This window comes from Devosia sp. LjRoot16 (assembly GCF_964252795.1).
GTDB lineage: Bacteria > Pseudomonadota > Alphaproteobacteria > Rhizobiales > Devosiaceae > Devosia_A.
In genome coordinates this window covers 683,016-707,803 of sequence record NZ_CAXUPH020000001.1, presented here as the reverse complement: position 1 = coordinate 707,803, position 24,788 = coordinate 683,016, and the positions used below count along the sequence as shown (strand labels likewise).

The window sequence follows — 24,788 nt, the reverse complement described above, 5'->3', positions numbered from 1 at the left end:
ATCCACCTTACCGCGATGGAGCATGGCTACGGATCGCCGCTGTTTCGGTAGTCCCAACGCGATCGACAAACACACGACCATGTGCGTGCCACCCCGGGATGGTCGCCGTTGAGTACGCTGCGAGCAGACTTAGTGCATCGGGCGGGTGCGTCACACTCTCAAAGAGCTTTGAAAAACGCCCCCCCTCAATCACCCCGCGTCGTCGCAACGCTCTTCATTGCGTTGGCTGTCGTCGCGGCGATGCTCGACAGGTGGTCCCGCATGGCGAGCCTGGCCTGCTGTGGGTTGTGCGCGGTCACCGCGGTGACGATCCGTTCGTGCTCCCTGGCGCTGTTTTCCAGCACTCCTGGCGTCTCGGAGGCGATGCGTCTGAACTCGGTTCCGGCGTGGTAGAAGGATCGGGCGGTTCGTTCGAGGAACGGATTGCCGGCAAGCGCGAGCAGGGTCTGGTGGAATTCGAGGTCGAGCACCCGAAAGGCCACCGGGTCGGCGATCAGTCGGTAGCCTTCGCGGACCATGTGGTCGAGGTGGAGGATCGCCTCGTCGGTGGCCCGCAGCGCCCCCAGCGCGAGGAGTTCTCCCTCGACCGCCATGCGGGCTTCGTAGAGCGAATCGATGTTGCGCTCGTCGAGCGCGATGAGCATCTGCACCGGCGCCGCCAGCCGCTCCGGCTTCAGGTCGGTGACCGAACAGCGCCCGCCCTGCCGCGTCTCGACGACGCCGAGAATCTGGAGGCCGCGCAGCGCTTCGCGCACCACCGGCCGGCTGACTTGCAGCGCCGCGCCGATTTCCTGCTCGGTGGGCAGGGTGTCGCCCGCCTTGAGGCTGCCGGCATAGATCAGCTCGAGCAGGCGCTCGACCACCAGTTCCGCGGCAGGTTTGCGGGCGAGCGGCGCCCCCTTGCTCAGCGAGGCAACGGCGCTGTCGGTCATGGTGTCACCATCTGTAGCGGCAGGTTGAGGGCGATCGAGGCGGCCCGCAGGCCTTCGGCGTGGTGGCCGTAGCCCAGGACGCCGTGATGGGTCGGGCCGGGGCGGCTCCATTCGTTGACGAAGCGGCGCAGCCCCTGCGGGAAGCGGACCCGGGCGTTGGTGTCGCCCAGCTGCAGCGTCGGGCCGGGGACGATCTCCCCTTCCGCCGCCACCAGCTGGAAATCCCCATCGGCCCCCTGCGTCATCGACAACAGGGTAACGGGGCCCGGGCCGGGAAAGAACTGCGTCAGGTAGCCCTTGCCGGATTTGCCGTGGAACACCTCGGACATGGCGAGGCGCGCCGGCTCGCGTGAGATCGCCGGATCGCCGGCGCCGCTATGGCCGATGATCACCACATCGTCGTCGAAATCCATCGAGTAGAGCTCGGCGAGGGTGGCGCTGCCGCCCAGCGTCTTGAGCAGCAGCATGGCCACGGCCACCTTGATATCGGCCTCGACCGGGCAAGCGATGCCCGCCGCGTTCAATACCGACAAGGCAGGATTGAGCGCGGCCAGCAGCTCGGCGTGCCGGCCCTGCACCGGGCCGTCATAGTGGCTGGAGATGGCGCAGAGATTGTGCCGCCCGACGAAGCGCTGCACGGCGGCCGTCACGCTGCCGGCTGCCGCGAACTCGGCCTCGCTCAACGAACCCGAGGCCGGAAAGATCCGGCGCAGTTCGGCGACCCCGGCGGCCTGCTCGGCTGATGTCACCGCGTCCATTTCAGCTACCAGCTCGTCCCAGTGCCGGTGGTCGACGAAGCTGCCCAGCTGCTTGAACAGGTGGGTCTCGTCGATGTTGAGGTCCATCATGCCGGCAAACGGTCGCCCCAGCAGGCCGATCGACTGGGTGCGTAAGCGGCGGCAGAGCGCCGCCAGCCTGCACCAGGTGGCGAGGCTGTCCGCCAGCTCGAGGTCATTGTCGAGGTGCCCGGTGAGCACGTCGAAACGCTTGCCGAGGCGGATCAGCACATTGGTCATTTCCGGCAATGACGAGGGGGTCACCCCGCTCGCCAGCCAGTCGCCGATGCCGGTGACCCGGGCCATGTCGAGCTTGCGCTGCGGCTGGACGTTCAGCAGCACCACCGGCACATCCAACGCTCGGATCGCCGGCAGCAAGGTCTCGGAGTTCGCATAGGTGGCGAGCTGGACGAACACCAGGTCGACATCCTCACGCTGAAACGTGTCGCCGGCTATGCGTGCCGACGCGGCGTTGTCGACGAGGCCCGCCTCGACCAGCTGGCCATGCGGCGAGACCAGCGCGCAGAGGCGTCGGTGCGCGTCCAGCACTGCATCCTTCATGCCGGCGAACTGGTCCCAGTAGCTCGTGAGGCCAACCGCCATGGTGCCGATCCTTGGCCGTGGCGCTGCGTCGTCGGTCATCCGTCTCTCCCCGTCGTTTCAGCCTTACAGCGCGCCCCGGCTCGGGGCAATCACTTGAATGCTTCGCAAGCTAGCAACAAAGCAACTTGACTTACAAGTTTCCATGTTGATGAATATGGGTCAGGAGGACGGGCATGCTGCTTGAGGGAAAAGTCGTGCTGGTGACGGGCGGTTCGCGGGGCATTGGCGCCGCGATTGCCGCCCTGGCCGGCCGCCATGGCGCTGACGTCGCCATCAACTGCGCGCCTGGTGCTGACGAGGCCCGGGCTGCCGATCAGGTGGTGGCGCTGGTCGAGGCCACCGGCCGCCGGGCGATCGTGGTAGAAGGCGATATCGCGCTGCCCGAAACCTCGATCACGCTGATCGAGCGCACCGTGGCGGCCTTCGGCGGCGTCGACGTGCTGGCCAGCAATGCCGGCATCTGCCCGTTTCACAGCTTCCTCGACCTGCCGCCGGCGCTGCTCGAGCGCACCATGGCGGTTAACCTCCATGGCGCCTTCTACGTGGTGCAGGCCGCGGCGCGGCAGATGCAGGCGCAGGGCAGGGGCGGCGCGATCGTCGCCACCAGTTCGATCAGTGCGCTGGTCGGCGGCGCCACCCAGACTCACTACACGCCGACCAAGGCCGGGGTGCACTCGCTGATGCAATCCGCCGCGATTGCCCTCGGAGCCTTCGGCGTGCGCTGCAATTCGGTGCTGCCGGGCGCCATCCTGACCGATCTCAACCGCGCCGATCTCGAAGCCGACGACAAGCGGGCGGCGTTCGAAAAACGCATCCCGCTCGGCCGCCTCGGCCGCCCCGACGACGTCGCCGAGTGCGTGGTGTTTCTCGCCTCCGACATGGCGCGCTACGTCACCGGCGCCGCGCTGCTGGTCGACGGCGGCATGTTCGTGAACCTGCAATGACCTTCTCGTCGGCGGCTCGCTGGCCGGCGCACAATCGAATGAGGACCAGGCAATGACCGCGCCCAAGATCGTGGCGATCCGCACCTACCTGCTCGATGGCGCCGGCGGCGGCGACTATTTCCGTCAGGAGGGCGGTCACTGGCTGATCGACAGCGTCATCGCCAACCCGATGTCCGGCTATCCGGAATACCGCAAGACCCGCACCAGCTGGGGCATCGGCGTCATGGGCTCGATCGTCGTCGAGGTCGAAACCGAGGATGGCCAGGTCGGCCGTGGCACCGGCTTCGGCGGTCCGCCGGCCTGCTGGCTGATCAACCACCATTTCAGCCGCTTCCTCAGGGGCGCCGACCCGCGCGACATCAACCGCATCTGGGACCAGATGTTCCGCGCCTCGATGCCCTATGGCCGCAAGGGCATCGCGCTGGCGACGATCAGCGTCGTTGACCTGGCGCTGTGGGATTTGTTGGGCAAGCTCCGCGGCGAGCCGGTCTACAAGCTGATCGGCGGGCGCACCAAGGAGGCGGTGGAGCTCTACTGCACCGGCCCGCGGCCCGACGCCGCGCAGAAACTTGGCTTCTTCGGCGGCAAGGTGCCGATCCCCTACGGTCCGGCCAGCGGCCGGGAGGGCCTCCGCGCCAATATCGAGTTTCTGACCCGCCATCGCGAGGCCATCGGCCCCGATTTCCCGCTGATGGTCGATTGCTACATGGCGTTCGACGTGCCCTACGCGATCGAGATCGCCGAAGCCGCTGCGCATCTCAACATCCATTGGTGGGAAGAGGTCCTGCACCCCGACGATTTCGATGGTTTTGCACTGCTGAAGCGCGCCCACCCCAAGCTCCGCTGGACCACCGGCGAGCACGAGTACTCGCGCTATGGCTTCCGCAAGCTGATCGAGCAGCGCAATGTCGATATCCTGCAGCCCGACGTGATGTGGGTCGGCGGCCTCACCGAACTGCTGCGGATTTCGGCGCATGCGGCGGCTTACGACCTGCCGGTGGTGCCGCATGGCAGCGGGCCCTACAGCTACCACTATGTGCTGTCGCAGACCAACGCGCCCTTCAGCGAATATGTCGCCAACAGCCCCGACGGCACCGCCGTGCTGCCCAGCTTCGGCGCGCTGTTCACCAATGAACCCGTGCCCGAGAACGGTCGTGTCGACGTCACCGACGCGCCAGGTTTCGGGCTCGAGCTGAATCCCTCGGCGAAACTGGTCGAGGCCGACTGAGGCAGAACGGCCCGCCAAAGCGGGCCCACAAAGGGAGAGAGAAACGTGATTCAGAGACGCAATCTGCTGAGTGCCGTCGCCGCCGGCGTCGCCTTGCTGGCGCTCGCTCCGGCGATGGGACAGGACAAGCCCTTCGCCGGGGTCGAGCTGAAGGTCGCCATGATCGACGAGCCGCGCGAATGGGCGTTCCGCGACCGGCTGGCCGAGTTCGAGGCGCTGACCGGCATCAAGGTGACCATCGATACCTATGGCTTCGATGGCCTGTTCAACAAGATCCTCACCGCCTCGGCCGGCAAGACCGGCGAATACGACGTGGTGCAGATGCACGTGCCGGATATGGCGCTGTTCGACGAAAAGGGCTTCATGGTCGATCTCACCGACTGGGTGAAGCGCGACGCCGCCGAGATGGAACTGGACGATATCCACCCCTCCATCCAGGACTCCCACATGATGTACAAGGGGCGCTATTACGGCGTGCCGACCCATGTGGGCGGCATGAACTTCTACTACCGTAAGGATATCTTCGAGGCCGAGGGCTATGCCGTCCCCACCACCTGGGACGAGGTGCTGGCGATCGCCAAGGCGGTCGACGAGAAGCACGGGCCGGAGATGCGCGGCCTGGTGCTGATGGGCAAGGCCGACATCCAGGGCGCCTCGACGTTCCAGAACATCTGGGGCGCCTATGGCGGCAACTACTTCGACGACGCCGGCAAGCCGACGCTCAACACCGAATCCGGCCTCGCCGCCATGACCATGCTGAAGGCGCTGTCCGCCCACGCCGTGGAGGGCTCGCCGTCCTACAGCTTCGACGAGGCGCAGACCGCGTTCAAGCAGGGCCAGGCGGCGATGACCGTGTTCTGGGACTCGGGCGATAACTTCTTCGGCGATGCGGCCAATTCACAGATCGTCGGCAAGTGGGCCATCGCGCCGATGCCAGGCGGCCGCGCCACCAATGGCGGCTGGTCGGTGCAGGTGTCGCGCGACTCGAAGAATCCGGAAGCGGCGTTCGAGTTCCTCAAGTGGATCGTCTCGCCCGACATGGAGCGTGCGCTGGTCCCGCTCACGCCTTCGATCCGCACCTCGATTCTCTCCGATCCGGCCAATGACAAGTACCCCGCCTATAAGGGCTTCCTCGCCCTGGTCGAAGGCCAGCCGTTCAACTTCCCCAAAGTCACGCCGAACCTGCAGATCCTCCAGGAACTGGCCGATGCGCAGAACGCCGTGATGACCGGCCAGGCGACACCCGAGGCGGCGCTGGCGCAGCTGCAGTCCGACGTCGAAGCCATCGCCGTCCGCTTCGGCATCTGGCAGCCTTGAGCCTCACTGCTCTCCGCCACCACCGAACCAGGGGCCCGGCCCCTGGTTCATCGCAGAAATGAGGCCGCATGCGCGCTAGTCTTTGGTCCCGGCTGTTCCCCTATCTGCTGCTCATGCCGGCCATGGCGATCCTCGTCGCCATGGTGGTCTATCCGCTGCTCTTCTCGCTCACGACCAGTTTTACCGACTACAACCTGATCATGCTCGACGGCGTGTGGGTGGGGTTCAAGAACTACCTGACGGCGTTCGGCGACCCGGCCTTCCGCGACAGCGCGCTCTTCACCTTCATCTTCGCCTTCACCTCCACCGGCACGCAGCTGGTGCTCGGCTTCGTCACGGCGCTCTGCCTCGCCCGGGTGGTCTATGCGCGCGGCCCGCTGACCATCCTCCTGATGTTTCCGATGATGGTGACGCCGGTGGTCGTCGGCATCCTGTGGCTGCTGATGTTCCAGCCGGACTACTCGGTGGTTAACGGTCTGCTTGCGAAGCTAGGGATCGCCGGGCCGATCTGGCTGCAGCACCCGCTGACGGCACGTATCGCGGTGATCGTCGCCGACGTCTGGCAGTGGACGCCGTTCTTCACCATCATCCTGTTGGCCGGCATCCTGAACCTGCCCAAGGAGGTCATGGAAGCCGGCGAGATCGACGGCGCAACCCCACTGCAGAGCCTCGCCAGGCTGGCGATCCCGATGCTGATGCCGCTCATCCTGATCACCACGCTGATCCGGCTGATCGACTCGTTCAAGACCTTCGACTCGATCTTCGTGATGACCAATGGCGGCCCCTCGGCCTCGACCGAGGTGGTCTCGCTCTACATCTACCGCAAGGGACTTCCCTATATGGAAATGGGCTACGCCTCGGCGCTGAGCTACCTGTTCGTCATCGTCCTGACGGTGATCGCCGCCCTCTTGATCCGCCAGCTCGGCCGCAAGGCGTGAGGCGGCGATGAGTGCATCCCCATCCTCCCGGCCGCTGCATCCCGGCCAGCGTGTCGCCGTCGGCGGCATCCTCGTGCTGATGACGCTGTTCGCCGGCTTCCCGCTGCTCTGGGTGCTGCTGACCAGTCTGAAGCCGAACAACGCGATCCTCTCCAAGGACCCGATCTTCCTGTTCCAGCCGACGCTGGAGCACTGGGAGCGCGTGCTGTTCACCTCCGACTTCCTGAAGTTCTACCTGAACAGCCTGATCATTGCCGCCGCCACCGTCGCTATCGTCATGGTGGTGGCGACCCTCGCCGCCTACGCCCTGGCGCGCTACCCGATGCGGGCCAGTAAGGACATTTCGTTCTTCATCATCAGCCAGCGCATGATGCCGCCGGTGGCGGTGGTGCTGCCGATTTTCCTCATTGCCTCCAATATCGGCATGCTCGACCGGCTCGAGACGCTGATCGCCATCAACGTCGCCTTCAACATCCCGCTCTCGATCTGGATGATCCGCGGCTTCATCGAGGGCACCTCGCGCGAGATCGAGGAAGCGGCCGTCATGGATGGTGCCAGCTGGCTCGGCGCATTCTGGCGCGTGACCGTGCCGCAGATCTGGCCGGGCCTGCTGAGCACGGCGCTGTTCGTCTACATCTACACGGTCAACGAGTTCCTCTTTGCCTCGATCCTCTCGGGCACCAATGCCCGGCCGGTTTCGGCGGCGGTTGCGCTGTTCCTGCCCACCGGCGTGCGCGGCACTTTGTTCGGCGAAGCCGCGGTGGCGGCCATCCTCATCATGCTGCCCGGCATCGTCTTCGCCGCGCTCATGCAACGTCATCTGGTCGCCGGGGTCTCCCTGGGCGCAGTCAAAGGCTAAGTCGTTCCATGTCGGCAATCTCCATCCGGTCCTTGCACAAGACCTACGGCAATGTCGAAGTGCTGAAGGGCATCGATCTCGATGTCGCCGACGGCGAGTTCGTGGTGTTTGTCGGGCGCTCGGGCTGCGGCAAGTCCACGCTGCTGCGCTGCATCGCCGGCCTCGAGACCATCTCCGACGGTTCCATCTCGATCGGCGGCGAGGAGGTGACCCGCATGCCGCCCTCGAAGCGCGGCATCGCCATGGTGTTCCAGTCCTACGCGCTCTATCCGCATCTGACGGTCCGCGACAATCTCGGCTTCAGCCTCAGCCTGGCGCGCCAGCCCAAGCCGCAGATCGCCCAGCGCGTCGCCCGTGTCGCCGGGATCCTGAGGATAGAGGATCTGCTCGATCGGCGCCCGGCCCAGCTCTCCGGCGGGCAGCGCCAGCGCGTCGCCATCGGCCGCGCCATCGTGCGCGAACCCGAGGCGTTCCTGTTCGATGAGCCGCTGAGCAACCTCGATGCGGACCTGCGCGTACAGATGCGCCACGAGCTGATGCAGCTGCACGAGGAACTCTCGGCCACCATGATCTACGTGACGCACGACCAGGTCGAGGCGATGACCATGGCCGACAAGATCGTCGTGCTCAACGCCGGCCGGATCGAGCAGGTGGGCACGCCGCTCGAGCTTTATTCGAGGCCGCGCAACCTGTTCGTCGCGACCTTCATCGGCTCGCCGCGCATGAACATCGTGACCGCGGCGGCAGCGCGCCAGGCCGGCCTCGTGGTCGGCGACGCCGCCGAACGGATCGGTATCCGGCCCGAGCACATCGCCATTGGTCCCTCCGGCAGCGGCCAGTTCAACGGAACGGTCGGGCTGACCGAGCATCTGGGCGCCGACAGCTACTACTTCGTCGAGCTCGACGACGGCACCAGGGTGAATGTCCGCCGCTCGGACAACGTCATGCTCAGCCGTGGCGAGCGTGTGGGTCTTGCGCCAAATCCCGGCTACCTGCACCAGTTCGCCGCCGACGGCGCACGGCTGGACTAGCCATTCAATTGCCCAACCAAAACAGGAGGCATCTATGCAGCGACGTGAATTGACCCGGGTTTTTGTGCTCGGCGGAGCTGTCGTGGCGGCCCTGGCTTTCGCCGGGCCGGCGGCGGCCTGTTCGGACCTGCCCAATATCTGCGCGATGAATGCGCAGCACCACCAGAGCATGGTGGATATCTCGGCCAGCTACGCCTATGGCGACTACTACGGCGAGGAAGAATATTACGGCGACGACTACTACGACAGCGGCTACTACAGCGGCGATATCGACTATTCGGCCTATGCCGAGGACCCTGGCCGCTCGCTGAGCAACGAGGCAGCGAGCTTTGCCAGCGCGGTGAGTGCACAACAGGCAGCGCTCGACGAAAAGCTGAAGGATCCGGGGTTCCGCAAGGCTTATGAGCGCTACAGCAATGGCGGCTGGGACTACTTCCAGGACAATGCCGGGGCGGCGCCGGGCGAGTACTGCGCTGCCTTCTACTGGAAGGGCGATGGCATGGTCCGGCTGTCGGGGCCAGGCGGGGATTATCAGGGAGCCCTGATCACATTCTGGGGCCCGAACATTCCGACGCCGTCGGAGGTAAAGACCATCAGCGTGACACTGGATCAGGCCGATGGCGCGCCGCAGAAGGTCAAGGCCTTCAACTACCATCTGGCCGGGGATGCCTGGGGCGCTATCGCGCTCGCGGTGCCGAGCATCGAAGCCGCACTCGACGGCATGGAAGACACGCAGAGCTTCAAGCTGTCGGTCGGCAGCAAGACCGTCGCCGAAGTCGAGTGGCAGGACGGCCTCAAGGCCAAGCGCAAACTGCAAAGCTGCCTCGGCTGATGGGCAGGTTGTGGCCAGTGGCCGGCCTGGCCCTGGTCGTCGGGCTTGGCGCGGCGCTGGGAGTTCCGCCAGTTGCGGCTGAATCAGCGCACGATCAGGACGCCTTGCAGATGGCGGCGGACGCCTGCAGCAACCAGGAGTTTTCCTCGCTGCTGCAGGCCATGGCCATTTCGGACGCGGTGGTTGCCCGCTACAGCGCCCACAGCGTCTCCGTCATTGTCGACGGGGTCAAAGCGTCCGTTCCGCGCCAAAGTTACCGCGACTTCCCGATCGGCATGCTCGACTACTACTGGATCTCCCGCGCCTCGATGCAGGCTTGGGAGGCCAATCCCCACACCGAACTGGTTCACCTGCAGTTGGAACGCAACCAGAGCCCGAGCAACCAATGGCGCATCGACTACGTGGCGGTCCGCTACGATGGCAACTCGTCGGGCGGAGACGATCTCGGCGACGTCGTCGAGACCATCGGTCCGCCCGGCTACCTGCTGTTCGAGCCGATCGCGGGGTGCTGGGAACTGGTCGAGCACGGGGTCGGCGCGCCGTGACCGGCCGACCCCGCGACGCCTGCGCCGCGGACGTCAAGGGCCACTGGCCCCGGACTAGGTACGCCAATCCATCGCAGTGAGTGCTGGGCGCCTCTGGTCATCACCTGAACGACGCAAGTGATGCTGTCGTCGTCCGCTTTGGCAGGCAGGTCGGCAAGGTCGAGTCTTCGACCTTCCACCCCCTCGACGGCCGGCGGCATTTCCGGCACTACCCGTCACGGTGCCGATATGGCCGGTTGAGGGCTCGCCGATGTCTCGTCCGATCTTTGCCGATCCGATCTTCGATGGTGCTGCCGATCCGGTGGTGATCAACCGGCGAGGCACCGACGAGTGGTGGATGTTCTACACCGTGCGTCGGGCGGCGCATGTCGGGTCGGGCGTTGAGTGGGTACACGGCAGCCCGATCGGCATCGCGGGGTCGAGTGATGGCGGCGCCACCTGGGTCTATCGCGGTACTGTTGCGGGCCTCGACGATCCCTCAGATCCCGGGCTCAACACGCACTGGGCGCCCGAGGTGATCTGGGCGCGTGGCGAGTACCATATGTACCTCAGCTACATCACCGGCACGCCCGATCGCTGGCCCGGCTTCCCACGCCGCATCGTCCACTTCACCAGCCCCGACCTCGTCGACTGGACCCGCCGCTCGGTGCTGCCACTGGCGTCGGAATTCGTGATCGACGCTGCGGTCGCGCTCTGTGCCGATGGGCTGTACCGGCTCTGGTACAAGGACGAAGGCAACGGGTCATGCACCGGGGTCGCCATCAGCACCGACCTCTACACCTGGACAGATGAGGGGATCGCCATTCCGGGTTCACGGCACGGCGGCAGGGGGCACGAGGGGCCAAATGTGTTCGAACTCGGTGGTCAGTCCTGGATGATCGTCGACGAGTGGCGCGGGCAGGCGGTGTTCCGCTCCGACGATGCCAGGACCTGGGAGCGGCAGGGGCTGATCCTCGATGTGCCCGGCGATGACCCCGAGGATCGGCAGGTGGCGCGCCACGCCGACGTGGTGGTGCAGGATGGCTGGGCGGCGCTGGTTTATTTCACTCATCCCAATACCGGCACCGACCACACGCACGAGATGGATACGCCGAGCGCCCGCCGCAGCACCATTCACTGGGCCAGGCTGACGGTCGAGGACGGCGTGCTCCGTTGCGAGCGCAATGTCGGGGCGCTGCACCTGCAGGCGCTGCGGGACTAGCGGGTGGGTAAGCCACTAGCGATACTGGCGGGGCCGGCAGGCATCGCGTCCGCCAAAATCCCCTCCATTCTCCCCCGCAAGGGGGGAGATTTAGGAGGGGCCGGTGATCGCACCCTTGGCCACAAGCTCGATGCCCATCTCCCCCTTGGCGGGGGAGAAAGCGAAAACTTGGGCTTAGCGGAGCTAAGTCCTTAGTTTTCGCCAGAGAGGGGGTGCTGGGGGCAGTGGCGCCCGACTACTTCAGGCTGATAAACGCCAACCCGTTATTGGCGTTCATCGGCACGACCAGTTGCTCGGCGCCGGCGTCATAGCACATCGAGGCGGCGCTCGGGATGTTCTCGGCGATCAGCGAAGCGGTGCCGTCGGGCGCCAGTTTGGTGATGCCGCCGTTCATCACGCTGCTGATGTATTTGGTGCCATCGGGCAGGACGACGATGCCGTCATTGCCAGGTTGCGCCGCTTTCTCGGTCTTCAGCAGTTTGGCGTCGGCGGCCGCAAAGGTCAGCACCTCGTCGCTGCCGATATTGACCACCACCACGTTCCCGTCATTGTCGAAGGCGATGCCGTTGGGCTGGTTGAGCGGCGCCCCCGCTATCCACACCGAGGCCGCGCCATCCGGCGTCACCTTCCAGATCTGCCAGGTGTCGGGCTCCGGCGCTTTGCCGCCAACGCCCGTATTGCTGGCATAGATGGTGCCGTCCGGCGCTACCTCGATATCGTTGATCCAGGGCGATCCCTCGATCCTGGCCTCGCCCGCGGGCTCGCCGGTTTTCATGTCGAACTTGCGGATCACTGCGACGCTCGGCGTCGTCTTAGTCGGATCGGCGGGGTCTGCGGTGCCGCCGTCGCGGTCGGCGAGATAGAGCACGCCGCCCTCGATATCGCTGCCGAATGGCTCGTTGAGAAGCAGCGGCGGCATGAGGTCGGCGCGCTGCTGCGGGTTCTGCACGCCGATCCAGCGCGCCGTGTTGACCGAGCCGTCGTGGTTGATCAGCGCGACGAAGGCGTTGTTCTCCTGGATTGCCTGGCTGACGCCGCGCGCCGGCGCCACGATCAGGTCGCGCTCGGCATCATAGGAGCAGCTTTCGGTGGCGTAGATCGCGCCGAACACCTTCACGTTGCTCGACATCGGCGCAAAGCCGCCGTCGGCGGCGGGGTTCACCGGCAGGCCCAGCGGGTTGCCGACGAAGTACGGTCCAGGGGTTGGCCCCTGCGCGAGTGCAGGGCTCGCGGCGATACCGGCGACGAGGATCAGGCTGGCGATCGAAACAGGCTTCATCGACTTTCTCCACTTCTTGTTGCAGGCAACCGACTGGAGGCTCGCCGTAATGTTCAGGCGCTCCCCCGCATGGCTTTCGTCGTTTGCCGGCCCGTGGATCAGTCCGTCCCGTCCGGCGCGTTGCTGGTCGACGCAAACGTCGCCGTGATGATCTCGAGCGTCTGCCGATAGTGCTTGATCAGCAGCTCGACCGCCGTCTTCGTATCGCCGGCCAGCGCCGCATCGGCGATCAGCCGGTGCTCGTCGGGACGGGCTTCGAAGGGCGCCGGGTTGGCGCTCTCGGTAATGAACCGGTACGAATCCACCCGATCGCGGATCTCCTGGCAGTAGCGCAGCAGCAGCGACGAGCCGCAGGCGCTGATCAGCACCTGGTGGAACTGCTTGTGCCGTTCGTCCCAGGCGGGGTTGAGCTGCTGGCGCGCCGCGTCGGCATATCTGTCGGTTCGCGATAGCCAGTGCAGCGCCAGCACCAGGTTCTCCTCCCATTCGACCGTGCGGTTCGCGATGCTCTCCTCGAGCGCGCGTTCCTCAAGCCAGCACCGGGTCTTGATCAGCTCCTCCAGCACCTCTGTCGTGAACGCAGCCACGAAGAACCCTCGTCGTTCCTCGCGTTTGACCAGCCCTTCCGACACCAGACCGATCAGCGCTTCGCGGATCGGGATGTGCGATGTCTCGTAGCGGTCGGCGAGGTCCTCAATATTCACCTTGGTGCCCGGCCGAAGCTTGCCCGTGAGGATGTCGCCCCTCAGCGTGGCTCGGATCCGGGTGGCGGAAACGATCGCACTGTCCGAAACGCGATCGCCGTTCTTTGGCAGAGTTGACACTGTTAGGTCCCTTGCGAGAGGCTGCGGACCGTCCAATAACTCCAAAAACAAGAAAAAATCAGAGGCAAAGCGCTGTCAGGAAAGGTTGCAGACTTTTCCGGTTCGAAAGCGCGGCAAATCAAGGACCCTTCCTACGGTGATGCGGTTGCCGCGGCGTCGCAGGGTAGAAACTCCCCCGCGGGCCCGGCGCCGTCTTTGAGCGCAACGGTGAGTTTGCCGCCATCGGCGCTCTCGGTGACCTCGAGCGTGCCGCGCACCACTTCATCGTGGCCGCTCTCGCAGGCGATCTTCACCTCAAAGGCCTTGTCGCCCGCTTCGGTTATGTTGGTGTAGGGGCAGACATTGCCTTCAAAGCGCACGTCGTCGGCGCTGATCAGCACCTTGTCGCCGCTGCTGTTGCCTGTCCCCGCATGCGCCGCACAACCGGCCGGCGTGCCATAGCTGGCGGCAATCGGCAGGCTGGCGGCCAGCACAGCGGTGGGAATTGCGACCAGAACGGCGGCAAGAGTCAGTCTGAGTTTCACTGCGTCACTCCTCTTGAGTGCAAAGGAGGCCAATCTAGCGGTCGTCTTCGCCCATCATGTCGCCGCCGACACGGGAGTCGAAGGCTTCCGCCACCACCAGCTTGCCGTCCTGAACGGCAAGCCCGAGCTGCGGCAGCTTGCGGACCGCCGGGCCGTGCGCCACCTCGCCGTTCTTGGTCGGGTCGAACCGCGAGCCATGGCAGTCGCAGGCCAGGAGCTTGTTCTTCAGCGTATCGGTGAGCGGGCAGCCGGCATGCGTGCAGATGATGGTGTAGCCCAGTACGCCCTCGGCCGACTTGGCCGCGGTTTCCGCCGGCAGGGCTGCCGGGTCGTAGCGCAGCAGCAGCACGGTGTTCTCGTACTCGGCGTTGCGCACTACGCCGTCGGGCGACATCGCCACCGCTTCGAACGGCTTGCTGTCGAGCTTGATGCTGTCGGGCGTCAACGGCGTATTGCCGGCCGGCGAAACTAGGAAATCCCCGACCTGCGGCGGCATTGCATCAGGCGCCGCGGCAAGGGCCGTACCACCCAGCCCGGCAAAGGCGCCGGCCGCTGCAAGGCCACCCAGCACGCTCCGCCGACTGATCCTGGTGCACGCGCACCCGCATTGAGTCTCAAGCGCCGGATCGGCCGCAGTGCCTTGTTTCATCAGCTGTTTCTCCTCAAGTGCCGACTTTGGCAGTCGGCAGCGCGGTCGATATCGCCGCGCCCTCATTCTCGCTGAATATAGAAAGCTGGCGTCAGTGCTTGTTCCTATATTTTGAATTGGGTTTTGTAGGTCGCGTACATTCTGGCGGCGAAACGTCGCATTGCGATAACGTTGCAGCGCCCACGATCCCCATCGGATCGGCGGCCGAGTTTTCGAAATAAAGGGATGAGGAAGATGGCACGCTTGCGCTTTGGCGCCGGCCTCCTGGCCTTGGCGGTGACGATGGCGTCATCGGCCTGGTCGGACGAGGTAACCAACGATCGGCTTCTGGCTGCCGACAAGGAATCCGGCAACTGGCTGATGGTTCACCGGACCTATGACGCCCACCGCTACAGCCCGCTGGACGGCATCAACAAGGACAATATCGGCAAGCTGTCGCTGGCCTTCGTCACCCAGTTCGACCAGGCATCGGCCGGCGGCCGCTATGCCAGCGCCCGCAACGAAGGCACCCCGCTGGTCGAGGACGGCTTCATGTACGTCCAGGCCGGCTGGAGCCGGGTCTACAAGGTCGACGTGCGCGACGGCCGCTTCGGCAAGATCGTCTGGAAGGTGGATCCCGAAGTCGACAAGCAGTGGATTTCCGACGCCACCTGCTGCGGCGCCGAGAACCGCGGCATCGCACTGTGGAAGAACGACGTCATCGCCCTGACCCTCGATGGCCGGGTGATGTCGATCAACAAGGATACCGGCGAGCTCAACTGGGAAACCCAGCAGGCCGACAAGACCCGCGCCGAAAGCTTCACCGTCGCTCCGCTGGTCATCGGCGATGTGGCGCTCTACGGCCCGGCCGGCGGCGAATACGGCATCCGCGGCTGGATCGAGGCGATTGACCTCAATACCGGCAAGCCCAAGTGGCGCACCTACACCATTCCGGCGCCGGGCGAGCCCGGCAGCGAGACCTGGAAGCGTGAGGGCACCTGGGAAACCGGCGGTGGCTCGATCTGGGCGACCGGCAGCTACGACCCCGAACTCGGCCTGACCTATTGGGGCACCGGTAACCCGGCGCCGCAGATCGACGCCGAGTATCGGCCGGGCGACAACCTCTATGCCTCGAGCCTCGTCGCGCTCGACACCGAGACCGGCGCCATCAAGTGGCACTTCCAGTTCACCCCCAACGACCCCTACGACTACGACGAAATCGGTGAAACTCAGCTTATCGACAATGGCGATCGCAACCTCGCCTTCCGCGCTGCCCGTAACGGCTTCGGCTACTCGTTCGATCGCTCGAACGGCGAGCTGCAGCACGCCACGCAATATGTCGACGACCTGAACTGGACCACCGGTATCGACCAGAAGACCGGCCTGCCGCTGAGCTACGATCCGAAGGCCGACCTGCAGAAATATGTCGCCGGCACGGTGGGGTCGCGTGACGACCTGCCGGGCATCTATTGTCCGACCCTGGGCGGCGGCAAGAACTGGCAGCCGGCCTCCTACAGCGCCAAGACCAAGCTGGTCTACCTCACCTCCAACGAAGGCTGTTCGGCCTATGTGCCGACCGAGGCGCCGAACCCGACCATCACCGGCGGTGAGTACGACGTCGTCGCGGCGCAGAAGGAATGGAACGGTCGCCTGCCCGCTCCTGAGGGCACCGAACTGCCGGCCGAACAGAGTGGTTCGGTGGTGGCGATCGACCCGGTCACCGGCAAGATTGCTGCCAAGATCCCGCTGCTGGCCCGTGGCAACGGCATGCTGGCGACGGCCGGCGGCCTGGTGTTCGGCTCCGACCGTGCCGGCTGGATCTACGCCTATGACGACGAGACGCTGAAAGAACTCTGGAAGTTCAACGTCGGCACCTCGCTCGGCTCCCCGCCGATGGCCTATGCCGTCGATGGCAAGGAGTACATCGCGGTCCTCGCCGGCGCGGCGCCCAGCACGGCGCAGATCAATGCCGACCCGTCGCTGAAGTACTTCGTCCCGACCGACGCCATGTACGTCTTCGCCGTGAACTGATCTCTCCTGTGGCGCGGCGGCGAAGGCTGCCGTGCCACCCCCTTTTCGCCTCGCGCGACGGTACCATGATCAATTTTGTCCGATTGCTGCCGGCCCTGTTGCTGCTCGGCCTTGCTGCCCCGTCGCCGGGGGCGCCGCTCCCGCCGGAATTCCGCACTCTCGCCATCGGCGAGGCCGCCACGGCGCTGCCGACCGAGGGCTATGAGGCTTTCGCCTGCGGCTCCAATGGCGGCCCGCCGCTCAAGCACATCACCGGCTGGAGCGATTTTGCCCAATGCGCCGCCGACGAGCGCGGCCTCCACGAAGTCTATGTCGAGTTCGGCCGCCGCGTCGGCAAACTCGCCGAGCGTTTCCACGATCAGTATGGCGAGGAGCTCTGGCTGCAGCGCTTCGGCGGCACCCGGCTCGCCAACTTCCCCGTGGTGCTGTCGCTGCTGTTCGACGATGCCGGCCTGGTGCGCGGCTTCCGCGCCGTCACCGATGACCGCGCGCATATCGAGGATCGCGGCCGCGCCTACCTGTTCCGGCTGCCGGTGTTCCAGCGCTACGGCTCCAAGGATTGGACCTGCACCGATCTGCCCAAGGCGCCGGGCGAAACCGGCGTTGGCGAGATGTTTATCAAACAGGTGTGCACCAAGGACGTCGAAGGGCGGCACATCCGGGTAGAAACCCACTATTTCCGCAAGCCCGGCCAGACCGGCCTCGATATCCAGGGCATGTTCGAGCCGGGCCAGTATGAATCCTCGACCCGCTGGGAGGCGTTCGACGCGACGCTCGATGCGGCGAAGGCGGTGCCATGAGGCCGGTGATCGGCATCGCGCTCACCGTGTTGCTCGCGACCCTCGCACCGGCAATCGCGCAATCGTCCGACGCGTCGGCCTTCCTCAACGGCGACACCAATTCCTGCCCCGGCTGCCCGCTTGTCGGCGCCGACCTGAGCGACCGGAGCCTGACCGGCGCGGACCTTTCGGGCGCCGACCTCACCGGCGCCTTCTTCTTTCAGTCGAACCTGAGCGAGGCAAACCTCTCGGGCGCCAAGCTCGAGGCTGCTGACTTCACTGCCGCCAAGCTCAGCAACGCCGACCTCGCCGACACCAGCCTCGATAACGCGGTGTTCTTTCGTGCGACGCTCAGCGGGGCGTCCCTGGCTGGGGCCACGGGAGAGAGCGTCAATTTCCGCCGGGCCATTCTCACCAACGCCCGTTTCGATGGCGCCAGCCTCCGCTTCGCCCAGTTCGAGGATGCCCGCTTCGGCGGGGTGAAGGCGACCAACGCCGATTTCTCCGGCGCCAGCTTCCGCCAGCTGAACATGCAGCGGGTGGATTTCACCGGCAGCACCATCGAGGGCGCCGACTTCACCGCCAGCAACCTCGAGTCCGGTATCCTCCGCGGCGCCAACCTCGCTCACTCCGACCTGTTCGGGGCCCGCCTGATCGCCGCCGACCTCAGCAACGCCAACCTCTCCGGCACCCGCCTCGTCTCCGCCAACCTCCGCGACGCCATCACCGACGGCGCCAACTGGCAGGACGCGCTGATGCCGGACGGGAGTTACTATCGGCGGTAGACTGGCCCGCCGGTGCGTGCTGACCCCCACCCCTGTACCCTCCCCGCAAGGGGGAGGGAGACCCTCACACCAGCGTTTCAGTTTGCGTCTCCCTCCCCCTTGCGGGGAGGGATCAAGGGTGGGGGTCAGCCCGCGCCGGCGCTGGCGGCCTGCCCGGCGGCGGCGCCGTCGTGTTGCGAACCACCAGATAGGTGTCGAGCGTCACCCGAGCGTCGCCCACGGCGCGCGAGCCCAGCATATCGAGCAGCAGCGACATCGCCGCCCGCCCGGTTTCGTCCGAGCGGTTGGAAACCGTGGTCAGCGACGGGTAGGTGGCGGCGCCTAGCACGTCATCGCAGCCGACGATGGAGAAGTCGGCGGGCACGCTGACGCCGCGATCGGCAAGGCCGGTCATGATCCCCTGCGCCGTCAGGTCGTCGAAGGCGATGGCGGCGGTGGCGCCGGTGGCGAGAATATCCGGCACCACGGCGCGGCCGCTCTCATAGCTCGGCACCCGTGCGGCGACGATACTGACCTCGAGCCGATGCTGCCGGGCCCCCAGCCGCACCGCGGCGCGGCGCTGCTGGTTCGACCACGAGCTGGCCGGGCCGCTGACATAGACGATGTGCTTGTGACCCAGTCCCGCCAGGTGAGCGATCGCCTCGCGCACCCCGATGGCGCTGTCGATCAGCACCCGCGGGATCCCCGGCACGTCGCGATTGACCAGCACCAAGGGGCGCTTCAGCGCATGGGCGCGGATCCGCTCATCGGTGAGGCGAGAGGCACACAGCACCAGCCCCTCGACCTGGCTGAGGAAGCGGTCGACCAGCTTGTCCTCCTGGCGCCAGCTCTCGTCTGAATTGCCGAGGAACACGCAGAAATCCGAACGGTCCGCCTCCATCTGCGCGGCACGGATCAGCGGCGGAAAGAACGGGTTGGCGACATCCGGCACCACCAGCGCCACGTTGCCGTAGCGCCCGGTGCTCAGCGCCCGTGCGGTGTGGTTGGGGACATAGCCGATGCTGCTGGCGATCTCGAGGATGCGCGCCACGGTTTCCGCGCCGAGCATGCCCGGCTGCGTGAAGGCCCGCGACACGGTGGACTTCGACACCCCCGCCGTCCTTGCCACATCCATCATGGTGGGCAGGTCCTTGCGGCCCTTGCCTGCTGTCATGCTGTTGCCCTTGCGCAGCCTGGAACGATCGCTCCCACAGTTCAGCGTGGCTTGGCAATATCCCGTTCCATCCAATGCCGAGTGTTCGACAGGGGATTGACGTGCAACCGGTTGCATTCAATAGTCAAACGAAATCGTGGTTCGAGAACGATGCGTCGCGGGGAGTGCTTTAGCCGATGAGTTCGAGTGTCGTGCCTGAGGCCGGAACGCGTGACCGGCGAGTAGACCAGCTCAAGGTCCGGAGCTTTGTCACCCGCGAGGAGTTGGGACGCGTCGCTGCCGGCGAGATCGCCACGGAGCTGCGCTCGCGGCTCGCCCGGCAGGCTGCGGTGCGCATGGTCTTTGCCTCCGCTCCGAGCCAGAGCGACGTCATCGATGCGCTGGCGGCAGAACCCGGCATCGACTGGCGCCGCGTCACCGCCTTCCACATGGATGAATATATCGGGCTCGCCCCCGACGCGCCGGAGCGCTTCGGCAGCTGGCTGTCGCGCTACATCTTCGGCCGCCTGCCCTTCGCCGCGGTGCACCCGATCCTCCCTGGCGACGACCCCGAGGCGACGGCGCGCGACTACGCGGCGCTGCTGGCCGAAGCCCCGATCGATATCGTGCAGCTCGGCATCGGGGTGAATGGCCACATCGCCTTCAACGACCCGCCGGTGGCCGATTTCAACGATCCGCTCGATGTCAAAGTCGTGGAGCTCGATGAGGTCTGCCGGCAGCAGCAGGTCGACGATGATTGCTTTGCCACCCTCGCCGACGTGCCGCTGCGCGCCATCACGCTGACCGTGCCGCGGCTGCTGCGGGCCGATCGGCTGTTCTGCATGGTGCCGGGGCGGGTGAAGCGCAACGCCGTGCGGGCCGCGCTCGAGGGCCCGTTGACCACGGCCTGCCCGGCCTCGATCCTCCGTACCCACCCCGACTGCACGCTTTACCTCGATGCGGAGTCAGATCCCCATGCCTGAATTGATCGACGCCGACGCACTCTGCCGCAGCTATTACGAGGACGTCACCGCGTTGATGCGGCGCATCCTCGTCGAGGAGCGCGACGCGACCGAGCGTGCCGCCGAGCGGGTGGCCGAGCAGATCGCCGCCGACCGGCTGGTCTATGCCTACGGGCCGGGCGGCCACTCCAACCTCGCCTCGCAGGAGATCTTCTTTCGCGCCGGCGGCCTGATGCATGTCAGCGCCATTCTCGACGAGGGCACGCTGCTTTCGGGCGGCTCGCTGCGCTCGATGGCGATCGAGCGCACTCCGGGCTATGGCAAGATCGTCATCGCCGACCAGCGGCTCGGCGAAGGCGACCTGCTGATCCTCGTCAACGCCTACGGCATCAACGCCGCGCTGATCGATGCAGCGCTCGAGGCCAAGCGCCGCGGCGTGTTTCTGATTGGCGTCAACTCGCACGAGCACGCCAACAACTCCGCGCCCACCCACCCGGCACGCCACCCGACCAAACATAACCTGCACGAGCTGGTGGATATCGCCATCGACTGCAAGGTGCCGATCGGCGACGCGATCGTTGCAGTGCCGGGGATGGGCGAAAAGATCGGCGCCATCTCCACTTTCGCCAACGCCTTCGCGCTCAACAACCTGGTGATCCGCACCGTCGCCAAGCTGGTCGAACGCGGCATCGAGCCACCGGTCTGGCGCAGCGGCAATGCCCCGGGCGGCGACGAGGCCAATGCGAAGTTCATCGCTCGCTTTGCCGAGCGGGTGCGCTGGCTGTGACGGCAGCAATCGTCGGCCGCGATCCAGACACCGGCCAGGGCCTTGCCATCAGCATCGCCGACGGCCGGATCGCTGCCGTCGAGGCGGCGGACTACCACGGCCCGCTCTATCTCTCGGCGGGCCTCGTCGACCTGCAGGTCAATGGCTATGCCACCCACGATCTGAACGACGGCACGGTGACCCCGGAGCGCGTCCTGGCGCTGACCGAGATGCTGCTGGCGCTGGGCACCACCACTTACCTGCCGACCCTGGTCACCGCCAGCGAGGCGAACATCACTGCCGGGCTGGTGGCGATCCGCGAGGCCCGGGCGCGCTACCCGCTCGTCGCCCGCGCCGTGCCGTTCGTGCATGTCGAAGGGCCGTTCATCTCTGTCCATGACGGCCCGCGCGGCGCCCATCCGGCCGCCCATGTCCGCGACGCCGATATCGGCGAATACGAGCGCTGGCAGGCAGCAAGCGGCGGGCTGGTCGGGCTGCTGACGCTGTCGCCGCATTCCGATGCGGCCATCGCGCTGGTACGGCACGCGGCGGGGCAGGGGGTGCACGTCGCCATCGGTCATACCGATGCAAGCCCCGAGCAGATTCATGCAGCGGCGGCAGCCGGCGCCACGCTTTCGACCCATCTCGGCAATGGCATATCGGCCCTGCTGCCGCGCCATCCCAACGTCATCTGGGCGCAACTGGCGGACGATCGGCTGACCGCCACGCTGATCGGCGACAGCCACCACCTGCCGGCCGACACGCTGAAGGCAATGCTGCGCGCCAAGGGGCTCGACAAGGCCTTGCTGGTGTCGGACGTGGTCTCGCCCGGCGGATTGAAGCCGGGCATCTATCACCAGACCATCGGTGGCCGCGTCGAACTCCAGGCCAATGGCCGGCTGGGGCCGCCCGGCACGCCCTACCTCGCCGGCGCCGCGCTGCCGCTGGGCGATTGCGTAGCGCGGACCGTCACGATGACCGGGCTGAGCCTCGCTCAGGTGCTGGGGCTCGCGACGCGCAATTCCGGCCGCTTTGCCGGCGGCCGTGGCTTGCTCGAAATCGGCGCGGCGGCTGACCTCATTCAGTTCGAGTGGGCGCCAGGCGCCGAGCGCTTGGCCATTGCTGCAACCTATCTGGGTGGGGAGCGGGTATGGGCGCGTTGAAGGCCGGCGTCGCCGTCGTCGACATCACCCCGCCACCCGGGTTGCTGCTCGCTGGCTTTGCCGCCCGCACCGAACCGGCAACCGGGGCGCATGATCCATTGACCGTACGGGCCGTGGTGGTCGGCGATACCGCGATTGTCGTCGCCGACGTCATCGGCATCCACGAAGCGATGAGCGCCCGCATTCGCGAGCGTTGCCCGTTGCCGTCAGCCAATGTCATCGTCGCGGCCACCCATACGCACGGCGCGCCGGTCTCGATGGCAGACCGGCTGAGCGCCGAGGCTGACCCGGCATTCCTCATGGCGATCGAGGATGGCTGCGTCGCCGCACTGAGCGAAGCTGCCGCCAACGCCGTGCCGGCCACGCTGAGCGTCGGTCTCGGCGCCGATCCCGATGTGGCCCGCAATCGCCGTCACGCCGACGGCCCGCTCGATCGCGCCCTGCCGGTGCTGCGCATCCGCGACGCGGCCGGCAGCCTGCTGGCGGTGGTCGTCTCCTATGCCTGCCACCCCACCGTGCTGGGCGCCGACAACCGGCTGATGACCGCGGATTTCCCGCATTTCGTGCGCACCACGATCGAGGCAGCGCATCCGGGCGCGGTGGCGATTTTCCTCAATGGCTGTTGTGGCGACGTCAATATCGGGCACACCGCCCAGGCCTCAGTGACGCTGAACGCCAGCGCCACCCGCACCTTCGAGAATGCCGAGCGACTGGGCACGCGGATCGCCGAGGCGGCGCTCGCGGCGCCGGAGACAGGGCTCGGAGACACGGCGACCGCCGGGGAACAATGGGTCGAACTGAGCCTCGAGCGACGCGAACACGACCTGCCGGCGCTGGCTGCTGCCTGGGATGACGAGGCCCGCACCGCCGAGCCGGTGCGCGCCACGGTGCTGCGGCACTGGGCGAACTGGGCCCGCCGTTATGCCGGCCAACCCGAGGGAAGCTGGGCCGGTCGCGTCAGTGTCCTCGATTGGGGCGGCCTGCCGATCGCGGCGCTGCCCGGAGAGATCTTTGCCGAAACCGGCCTTGCCGTCCGCGCTGCCTGCGCCGGCCGGCCGGCTTTGGTGCTGTCCTATGCCGACGGCACGCCGGGTTACATTCCGCCAGCCAGTGAGTTTGGCTTCGGCGGCTACGAGGTCGATGAAGCGCATCGCTTCATCGGTATGCCGGGGGCATTCGCCGCCGGTTCTGCCGAGCGCCTGGCCCTCGCGGCCAAGACCTTGCTCGGACTACCGAAACAGGCTGCAACGCCTAGAAAATGAGGGGTTTCGACGCGGGTCGCGCGGTTAGCGCCGCTTGACACGCAACCGGTTGCAGTCAAGACTTCACTATGTGCTGGATCGTTCGTTAAACAGGGATGACAACGATGATGAAATTGCTTTCTCGGCCTCAGCTTTCTGCCTTCTCGACATTCGGACGACAGCTGCTGCTGGTGTCCGCCGCCGGCCTCGGGCTGGCCGTTACGGCGGTCTCCGCGCAGGAGATCCGGGTGTGGAGCGGCTACCCGGAACTGGCGCCGTTCTATCAGCATGTCGCCGAGGGGATGGCGGCGGAATACCCGGACCTCAAGGTCACGGTTGAAGCCATCGCCTTGCGCGAGCACGAAAAGCGCGTGGCGCTTGGCGTCACCTCCGGCGAAGCCGCCGAGGTGATCGAGCTGGCGACCACCATTGCCGCCCGCTACCTCGAGGGCGGCCTGCTCAACACGCCGCCGGCCGACGTGACGGCCTTCGTCAAGGATCCCGCCAATTTCGGCGAGTTCTTCGTCAACTCCGCCAGCTATGACGGCACCGTCTATGGCATGCCGCTGTTCCGCGGCCAGAGCGCGCTCTACTACAATACCGACATGTTCGCCGCGGCCGGCCTCACCGAGCCGCCCAAGACCATGGCCGATTTCGACGCCTATGCCGAAAAGCTGACGCAGCGCGATGCCAGCGGTGCGCCCACTGTCACCGGCTGGAGCATGCGGCTCTCGGGTGGCGGCTCGGGTATTGCCGAAAAGTTCGCCATCAACATGTGGCAGCATGGCGGCGAGCTGATCGCGCCCGCCGGTGAGGGCCTGTGGAAGTCGAACTTCGCCTCCGAGGCCGGCACTGCCACTATGAAGCAGTACCTGCACAACCTGTTCGACACCAAGACCGTGACGGTCGAGTCGCCGGCTGATGCCGATGCCTTCGAGCGCGGCCAGACTGCCATGTTCATCCGCGAGTCCTGGGTGATCGGCGATATCGCCACCAAGGCCCCGGACCTGAAATATGCCACGGCGACGCTGCCGCGTGGTTCGATCGTCAGCCCCGGCCAGCTTTACGTCAAAGCCGGCGCCGACAAGGAAGCCGCCGCCTGGGCCTTCGTGCTGGCGACGCAGAAGCCTGAAAACCTGCTCTGGCTGCTCGACAATGTCGGTTGGCTGCCGAACCGCTCGGGGCTCGACTTCTCGGCCATCCTTGCCGCCAAGCCCGGCTTCGAAGCCTACGTCAATTACCCCACGAGCTATGAGTTCTTCACCGTTCCGGCCATCGGCCCGATCGATGAGATCCAGACCCGCGCCGCAGCCTTCCTCGTTGAAGCCTTCGCCAAGCCGGAGCTCGCCACCGACGATGCGGCGCTCAAGGCTTTCCTCGAGAATGCCGACAAGGAGATCAATGCCATTCTCGACCGTGAAGGCCTGCTCGGCCAGTAAATCGGTTTTGCAAACCTGCCCTTGCTCAA

At 66.2% G+C, this 24,788-nt stretch carries 24 protein-coding genes; 17 read left to right on the top strand and 7 right to left on the bottom strand.

Annotation, left to right across the window (positions count from 1 at the left end):
• Positions 1-185 precede the first annotated feature (185 nt).
• Positions 186-932 (bottom strand): FadR/GntR family transcriptional regulator, encoded by a 747-nt coding sequence (locus ACSQ23_RS03350; RefSeq protein ID WP_436089715.1) that lies wholly within the window; start codon positions 930-932, stop codon positions 186-188.
• Complete coding sequence (locus ACSQ23_RS03345; protein WP_436089714.1) at positions 929-2,350, bottom strand: hypothetical protein; 1,422 nt, start codon at positions 2,348-2,350, stop codon at positions 929-931. Before ACSQ23_RS03345 ends, ACSQ23_RS03350 begins: the two co-directional genes overlap by 4 nt.
• Before the next feature lie 134 nt (positions 2,351-2,484).
• On the opposite strand from ACSQ23_RS03345, the gene ACSQ23_RS03340 reads away from it, so the two are divergent.
• The 9 genes from ACSQ23_RS03340 (at position 2,485) to ACSQ23_RS03300 (ending at position 11,206) form a co-directional block, all read left to right on the top strand.
• Positions 2,485-3,255 (top strand): SDR family NAD(P)-dependent oxidoreductase, encoded by a 771-nt coding sequence (locus ACSQ23_RS03340; protein ID WP_436089713.1) that lies wholly within the window; start codon positions 2,485-2,487, stop codon positions 3,253-3,255.
• A 52-nt stretch (positions 3,256-3,307) separates the two neighbouring features.
• Positions 3,308-4,483: an L-rhamnonate dehydratase gene (gene rhmD, locus ACSQ23_RS03335; protein WP_436089712.1), complete on the top strand. Its 1,176-nt coding sequence runs from the start codon at positions 3,308-3,310 to the stop codon at positions 4,481-4,483.
• A gap of 45 nt (positions 4,484-4,528) precedes the next feature.
• Positions 4,529-5,800: an ABC transporter substrate-binding protein gene (locus ACSQ23_RS03330; RefSeq protein ID WP_436089711.1), complete on the top strand. Its 1,272-nt coding sequence runs from the start codon at positions 4,529-4,531 to the stop codon at positions 5,798-5,800.
• Positions 5,801-5,868: 68 nt separating this feature from the next.
• The gene (locus tag ACSQ23_RS03325; protein WP_436089710.1) at positions 5,869-6,738 is read left to right on the top strand and encodes a carbohydrate ABC transporter permease; all 870 of its coding nucleotides are present in this window, start codon (positions 5,869-5,871) and stop codon (positions 6,736-6,738) included.
• Between the two features lie 7 nt (positions 6,739-6,745).
• On the top strand, positions 6,746-7,597 hold the full coding sequence (locus ACSQ23_RS03320) for a carbohydrate ABC transporter permease (RefSeq protein WP_436089709.1): 852 nt from the start codon (positions 6,746-6,748) through the stop codon (positions 7,595-7,597).
• 8 nt (positions 7,598-7,605) lie between these two features.
• Entirely contained in the window at positions 7,606-8,628 is a 1,023-nt protein-coding gene (locus ACSQ23_RS03315; protein ID WP_436089708.1) for an ABC transporter ATP-binding protein, read from the top strand.
• A 34-nt stretch (positions 8,629-8,662) separates the two neighbouring features.
• Positions 8,663-9,460, top strand: coding sequence for a hypothetical protein (locus ACSQ23_RS03310; protein ID WP_436089707.1), 798 nt, complete (start codon positions 8,663-8,665; stop codon positions 9,458-9,460).
• 17 nt (positions 9,461-9,477) lie between these two features.
• Complete coding sequence (locus ACSQ23_RS03305) at positions 9,478-10,005, top strand: hypothetical protein (RefSeq protein WP_436089706.1); 528 nt, start codon at positions 9,478-9,480, stop codon at positions 10,003-10,005.
• Between the two features lie 250 nt (positions 10,006-10,255).
• Positions 10,256-11,206: a hypothetical protein gene (locus ACSQ23_RS03300; RefSeq protein WP_436089705.1), complete on the top strand. Its 951-nt coding sequence runs from the start codon at positions 10,256-10,258 to the stop codon at positions 11,204-11,206.
• Positions 11,207-11,441: 235 nt separating this feature from the next.
• Here ACSQ23_RS03300 and ACSQ23_RS03295 read toward each other — a convergent pair whose 3' ends face one another.
• From ACSQ23_RS03295 to ACSQ23_RS03280, 4 genes are all read right to left on the bottom strand, one after another.
• The gene (locus ACSQ23_RS03295) at positions 11,442-12,485 is read right to left on the bottom strand and encodes an SMP-30/gluconolactonase/LRE family protein (RefSeq protein ID WP_436089704.1); all 1,044 of its coding nucleotides are present in this window, start codon (positions 12,483-12,485) and stop codon (positions 11,442-11,444) included.
• Positions 12,486-12,583: 98 nt separating this feature from the next.
• Positions 12,584-13,309 (bottom strand): GntR family transcriptional regulator, encoded by a 726-nt coding sequence (locus ACSQ23_RS03290; RefSeq protein WP_436089703.1) that lies wholly within the window; start codon positions 13,307-13,309, stop codon positions 12,584-12,586.
• A gap of 131 nt (positions 13,310-13,440) precedes the next feature.
• Complete coding sequence (locus tag ACSQ23_RS03285; RefSeq protein ID WP_436089702.1) at positions 13,441-13,833, bottom strand: hypothetical protein; 393 nt, start codon at positions 13,831-13,833, stop codon at positions 13,441-13,443.
• A 34-nt stretch (positions 13,834-13,867) separates the two neighbouring features.
• The gene (locus ACSQ23_RS03280) at positions 13,868-14,482 is read right to left on the bottom strand and encodes a ubiquinol-cytochrome c reductase iron-sulfur subunit (RefSeq protein WP_436089701.1); all 615 of its coding nucleotides are present in this window, start codon (positions 14,480-14,482) and stop codon (positions 13,868-13,870) included.
• Between the two features lie 234 nt (positions 14,483-14,716).
• On the opposite strand from ACSQ23_RS03280, the gene ACSQ23_RS03275 reads away from it, so the two are divergent.
• The 3 genes from ACSQ23_RS03275 to ACSQ23_RS03265 all read left to right on the top strand — a co-directional run bounded on the left by ACSQ23_RS03275 (position 14,717) and on the right by ACSQ23_RS03265 (position 18,056).
• Complete coding sequence (locus ACSQ23_RS03275) at positions 14,717-16,492, top strand: pyrroloquinoline quinone-dependent dehydrogenase (protein ID WP_055876357.1); 1,776 nt, start codon at positions 14,717-14,719, stop codon at positions 16,490-16,492.
• 65 nt (positions 16,493-16,557) lie between these two features.
• Positions 16,558-17,292, top strand: a complete 735-nt coding sequence (locus ACSQ23_RS03270) for a hypothetical protein (protein WP_436089700.1) — start codon at positions 16,558-16,560, stop codon at positions 17,290-17,292.
• Positions 17,289-18,056, top strand: a complete 768-nt coding sequence (locus ACSQ23_RS03265) for a pentapeptide repeat-containing protein (protein WP_436089699.1) — start codon at positions 17,289-17,291, stop codon at positions 18,054-18,056. The genes ACSQ23_RS03270 and ACSQ23_RS03265 overlap by 4 nt, the downstream gene beginning before the upstream one ends.
• A gap of 112 nt (positions 18,057-18,168) precedes the next feature.
• On the opposite strand, the gene ACSQ23_RS03260 is transcribed toward ACSQ23_RS03265, so the two are convergent.
• Positions 18,169-19,209 carry a LacI family DNA-binding transcriptional regulator gene (locus ACSQ23_RS03260; protein ID WP_436089698.1) on the bottom strand — a complete coding sequence of 347 codons (1,041 nt, stop codon included), beginning with the start codon at positions 19,207-19,209 and terminating at the stop codon, positions 18,169-18,171.
• A gap of 176 nt (positions 19,210-19,385) precedes the next feature.
• On the opposite strand from ACSQ23_RS03260, the gene ACSQ23_RS03255 reads away from it, so the two are divergent.
• The 5 genes from ACSQ23_RS03255 (at position 19,386) to ACSQ23_RS03235 (ending at position 24,759) form a co-directional block, all read left to right on the top strand.
• Positions 19,386-20,171, top strand: a complete 786-nt coding sequence (locus ACSQ23_RS03255; protein ID WP_436089697.1) for a glucosamine-6-phosphate deaminase — start codon at positions 19,386-19,388, stop codon at positions 20,169-20,171.
• Positions 20,164-20,937, top strand: coding sequence for a sugar isomerase domain-containing protein (locus ACSQ23_RS03250; RefSeq protein WP_436089696.1), 774 nt, complete (start codon positions 20,164-20,166; stop codon positions 20,935-20,937). The genes ACSQ23_RS03255 and ACSQ23_RS03250 overlap by 8 nt, the downstream gene beginning before the upstream one ends.
• Complete coding sequence (locus tag ACSQ23_RS03245) at positions 20,934-22,079, top strand: N-acetylglucosamine-6-phosphate deacetylase (protein WP_055876371.1); 1,146 nt, start codon at positions 20,934-20,936, stop codon at positions 22,077-22,079. Before ACSQ23_RS03250 ends, ACSQ23_RS03245 begins: the two co-directional genes overlap by 4 nt.
• The gene (locus ACSQ23_RS03240) at positions 22,067-23,341 is read left to right on the top strand and encodes a neutral/alkaline non-lysosomal ceramidase N-terminal domain-containing protein (protein WP_436089695.1); all 1,275 of its coding nucleotides are present in this window, start codon (positions 22,067-22,069) and stop codon (positions 23,339-23,341) included. Before ACSQ23_RS03245 ends, ACSQ23_RS03240 begins: the two co-directional genes overlap by 13 nt.
• Before the next feature lie 107 nt (positions 23,342-23,448).
• On the top strand, positions 23,449-24,759 hold the full coding sequence (locus ACSQ23_RS03235; protein ID WP_436089694.1) for an ABC transporter substrate-binding protein: 1,311 nt from the start codon (positions 23,449-23,451) through the stop codon (positions 24,757-24,759).
• Positions 24,760-24,788 lie beyond the last annotated feature (29 nt).

Bases quoted from the DNA above. Each gene is read 5' to 3' on its own strand.
- ACSQ23_RS03350 (WP_436089715.1), bottom strand. From the start codon at position 932: ATGACCGACAGCGCCGTTGCCTCGCTGAGCAAGGGGGCGCCGCTCGCC.
- ACSQ23_RS03345 (WP_436089714.1), bottom strand. From the start codon at position 2,350: ATGACCGACGACGCAGCGCCACGGCCAAGGATCGGCACCATGGCGGTT.
- ACSQ23_RS03340 (WP_436089713.1), top strand. From the start codon at position 2,485: ATGCTGCTTGAGGGAAAAGTCGTGCTGGTGACGGGCGGTTCGCGGGGC.
- rhmD (WP_436089712.1), top strand. From the start codon at position 3,308: ATGACCGCGCCCAAGATCGTGGCGATCCGCACCTACCTGCTCGATGGC.
- ACSQ23_RS03325 (WP_436089710.1), top strand. From the start codon at position 5,869: ATGCGCGCTAGTCTTTGGTCCCGGCTGTTCCCCTATCTGCTGCTCATG.
- ACSQ23_RS03320 (WP_436089709.1), top strand. From the start codon at position 6,746: ATGAGTGCATCCCCATCCTCCCGGCCGCTGCATCCCGGCCAGCGTGTC.
- ACSQ23_RS03315 (WP_436089708.1), top strand. From the start codon at position 7,606: ATGTCGGCAATCTCCATCCGGTCCTTGCACAAGACCTACGGCAATGTC.
- ACSQ23_RS03310 (WP_436089707.1), top strand. From the start codon at position 8,663: ATGCAGCGACGTGAATTGACCCGGGTTTTTGTGCTCGGCGGAGCTGTC.
- ACSQ23_RS03300 (WP_436089705.1), top strand. From the start codon at position 10,256: ATGTCTCGTCCGATCTTTGCCGATCCGATCTTCGATGGTGCTGCCGAT.
- ACSQ23_RS03295 (WP_436089704.1), bottom strand. From the start codon at position 12,485: ATGAAGCCTGTTTCGATCGCCAGCCTGATCCTCGTCGCCGGTATCGCC.
- ACSQ23_RS03280 (WP_436089701.1), bottom strand. From the start codon at position 14,482: ATGAAACAAGGCACTGCGGCCGATCCGGCGCTTGAGACTCAATGCGGG.
- ACSQ23_RS03275 (WP_055876357.1), top strand. From the start codon at position 14,717: ATGGCACGCTTGCGCTTTGGCGCCGGCCTCCTGGCCTTGGCGGTGACG.
- ACSQ23_RS03270 (WP_436089700.1), top strand. From the start codon at position 16,558: ATGATCAATTTTGTCCGATTGCTGCCGGCCCTGTTGCTGCTCGGCCTT.
- ACSQ23_RS03265 (WP_436089699.1), top strand. From the start codon at position 17,289: ATGAGGCCGGTGATCGGCATCGCGCTCACCGTGTTGCTCGCGACCCTC.
- ACSQ23_RS03260 (WP_436089698.1), bottom strand. From the start codon at position 19,209: ATGACAGCAGGCAAGGGCCGCAAGGACCTGCCCACCATGATGGATGTG.
- ACSQ23_RS03255 (WP_436089697.1), top strand. From the start codon at position 19,386: ATGAGTTCGAGTGTCGTGCCTGAGGCCGGAACGCGTGACCGGCGAGTA.
- ACSQ23_RS03250 (WP_436089696.1), top strand. From the start codon at position 20,164: ATGCCTGAATTGATCGACGCCGACGCACTCTGCCGCAGCTATTACGAG.
- ACSQ23_RS03240 (WP_436089695.1), top strand. From the start codon at position 22,067: ATGGGCGCGTTGAAGGCCGGCGTCGCCGTCGTCGACATCACCCCGCCA.
- ACSQ23_RS03235 (WP_436089694.1), top strand. From the start codon at position 23,449: ATGAAATTGCTTTCTCGGCCTCAGCTTTCTGCCTTCTCGACATTCGGA.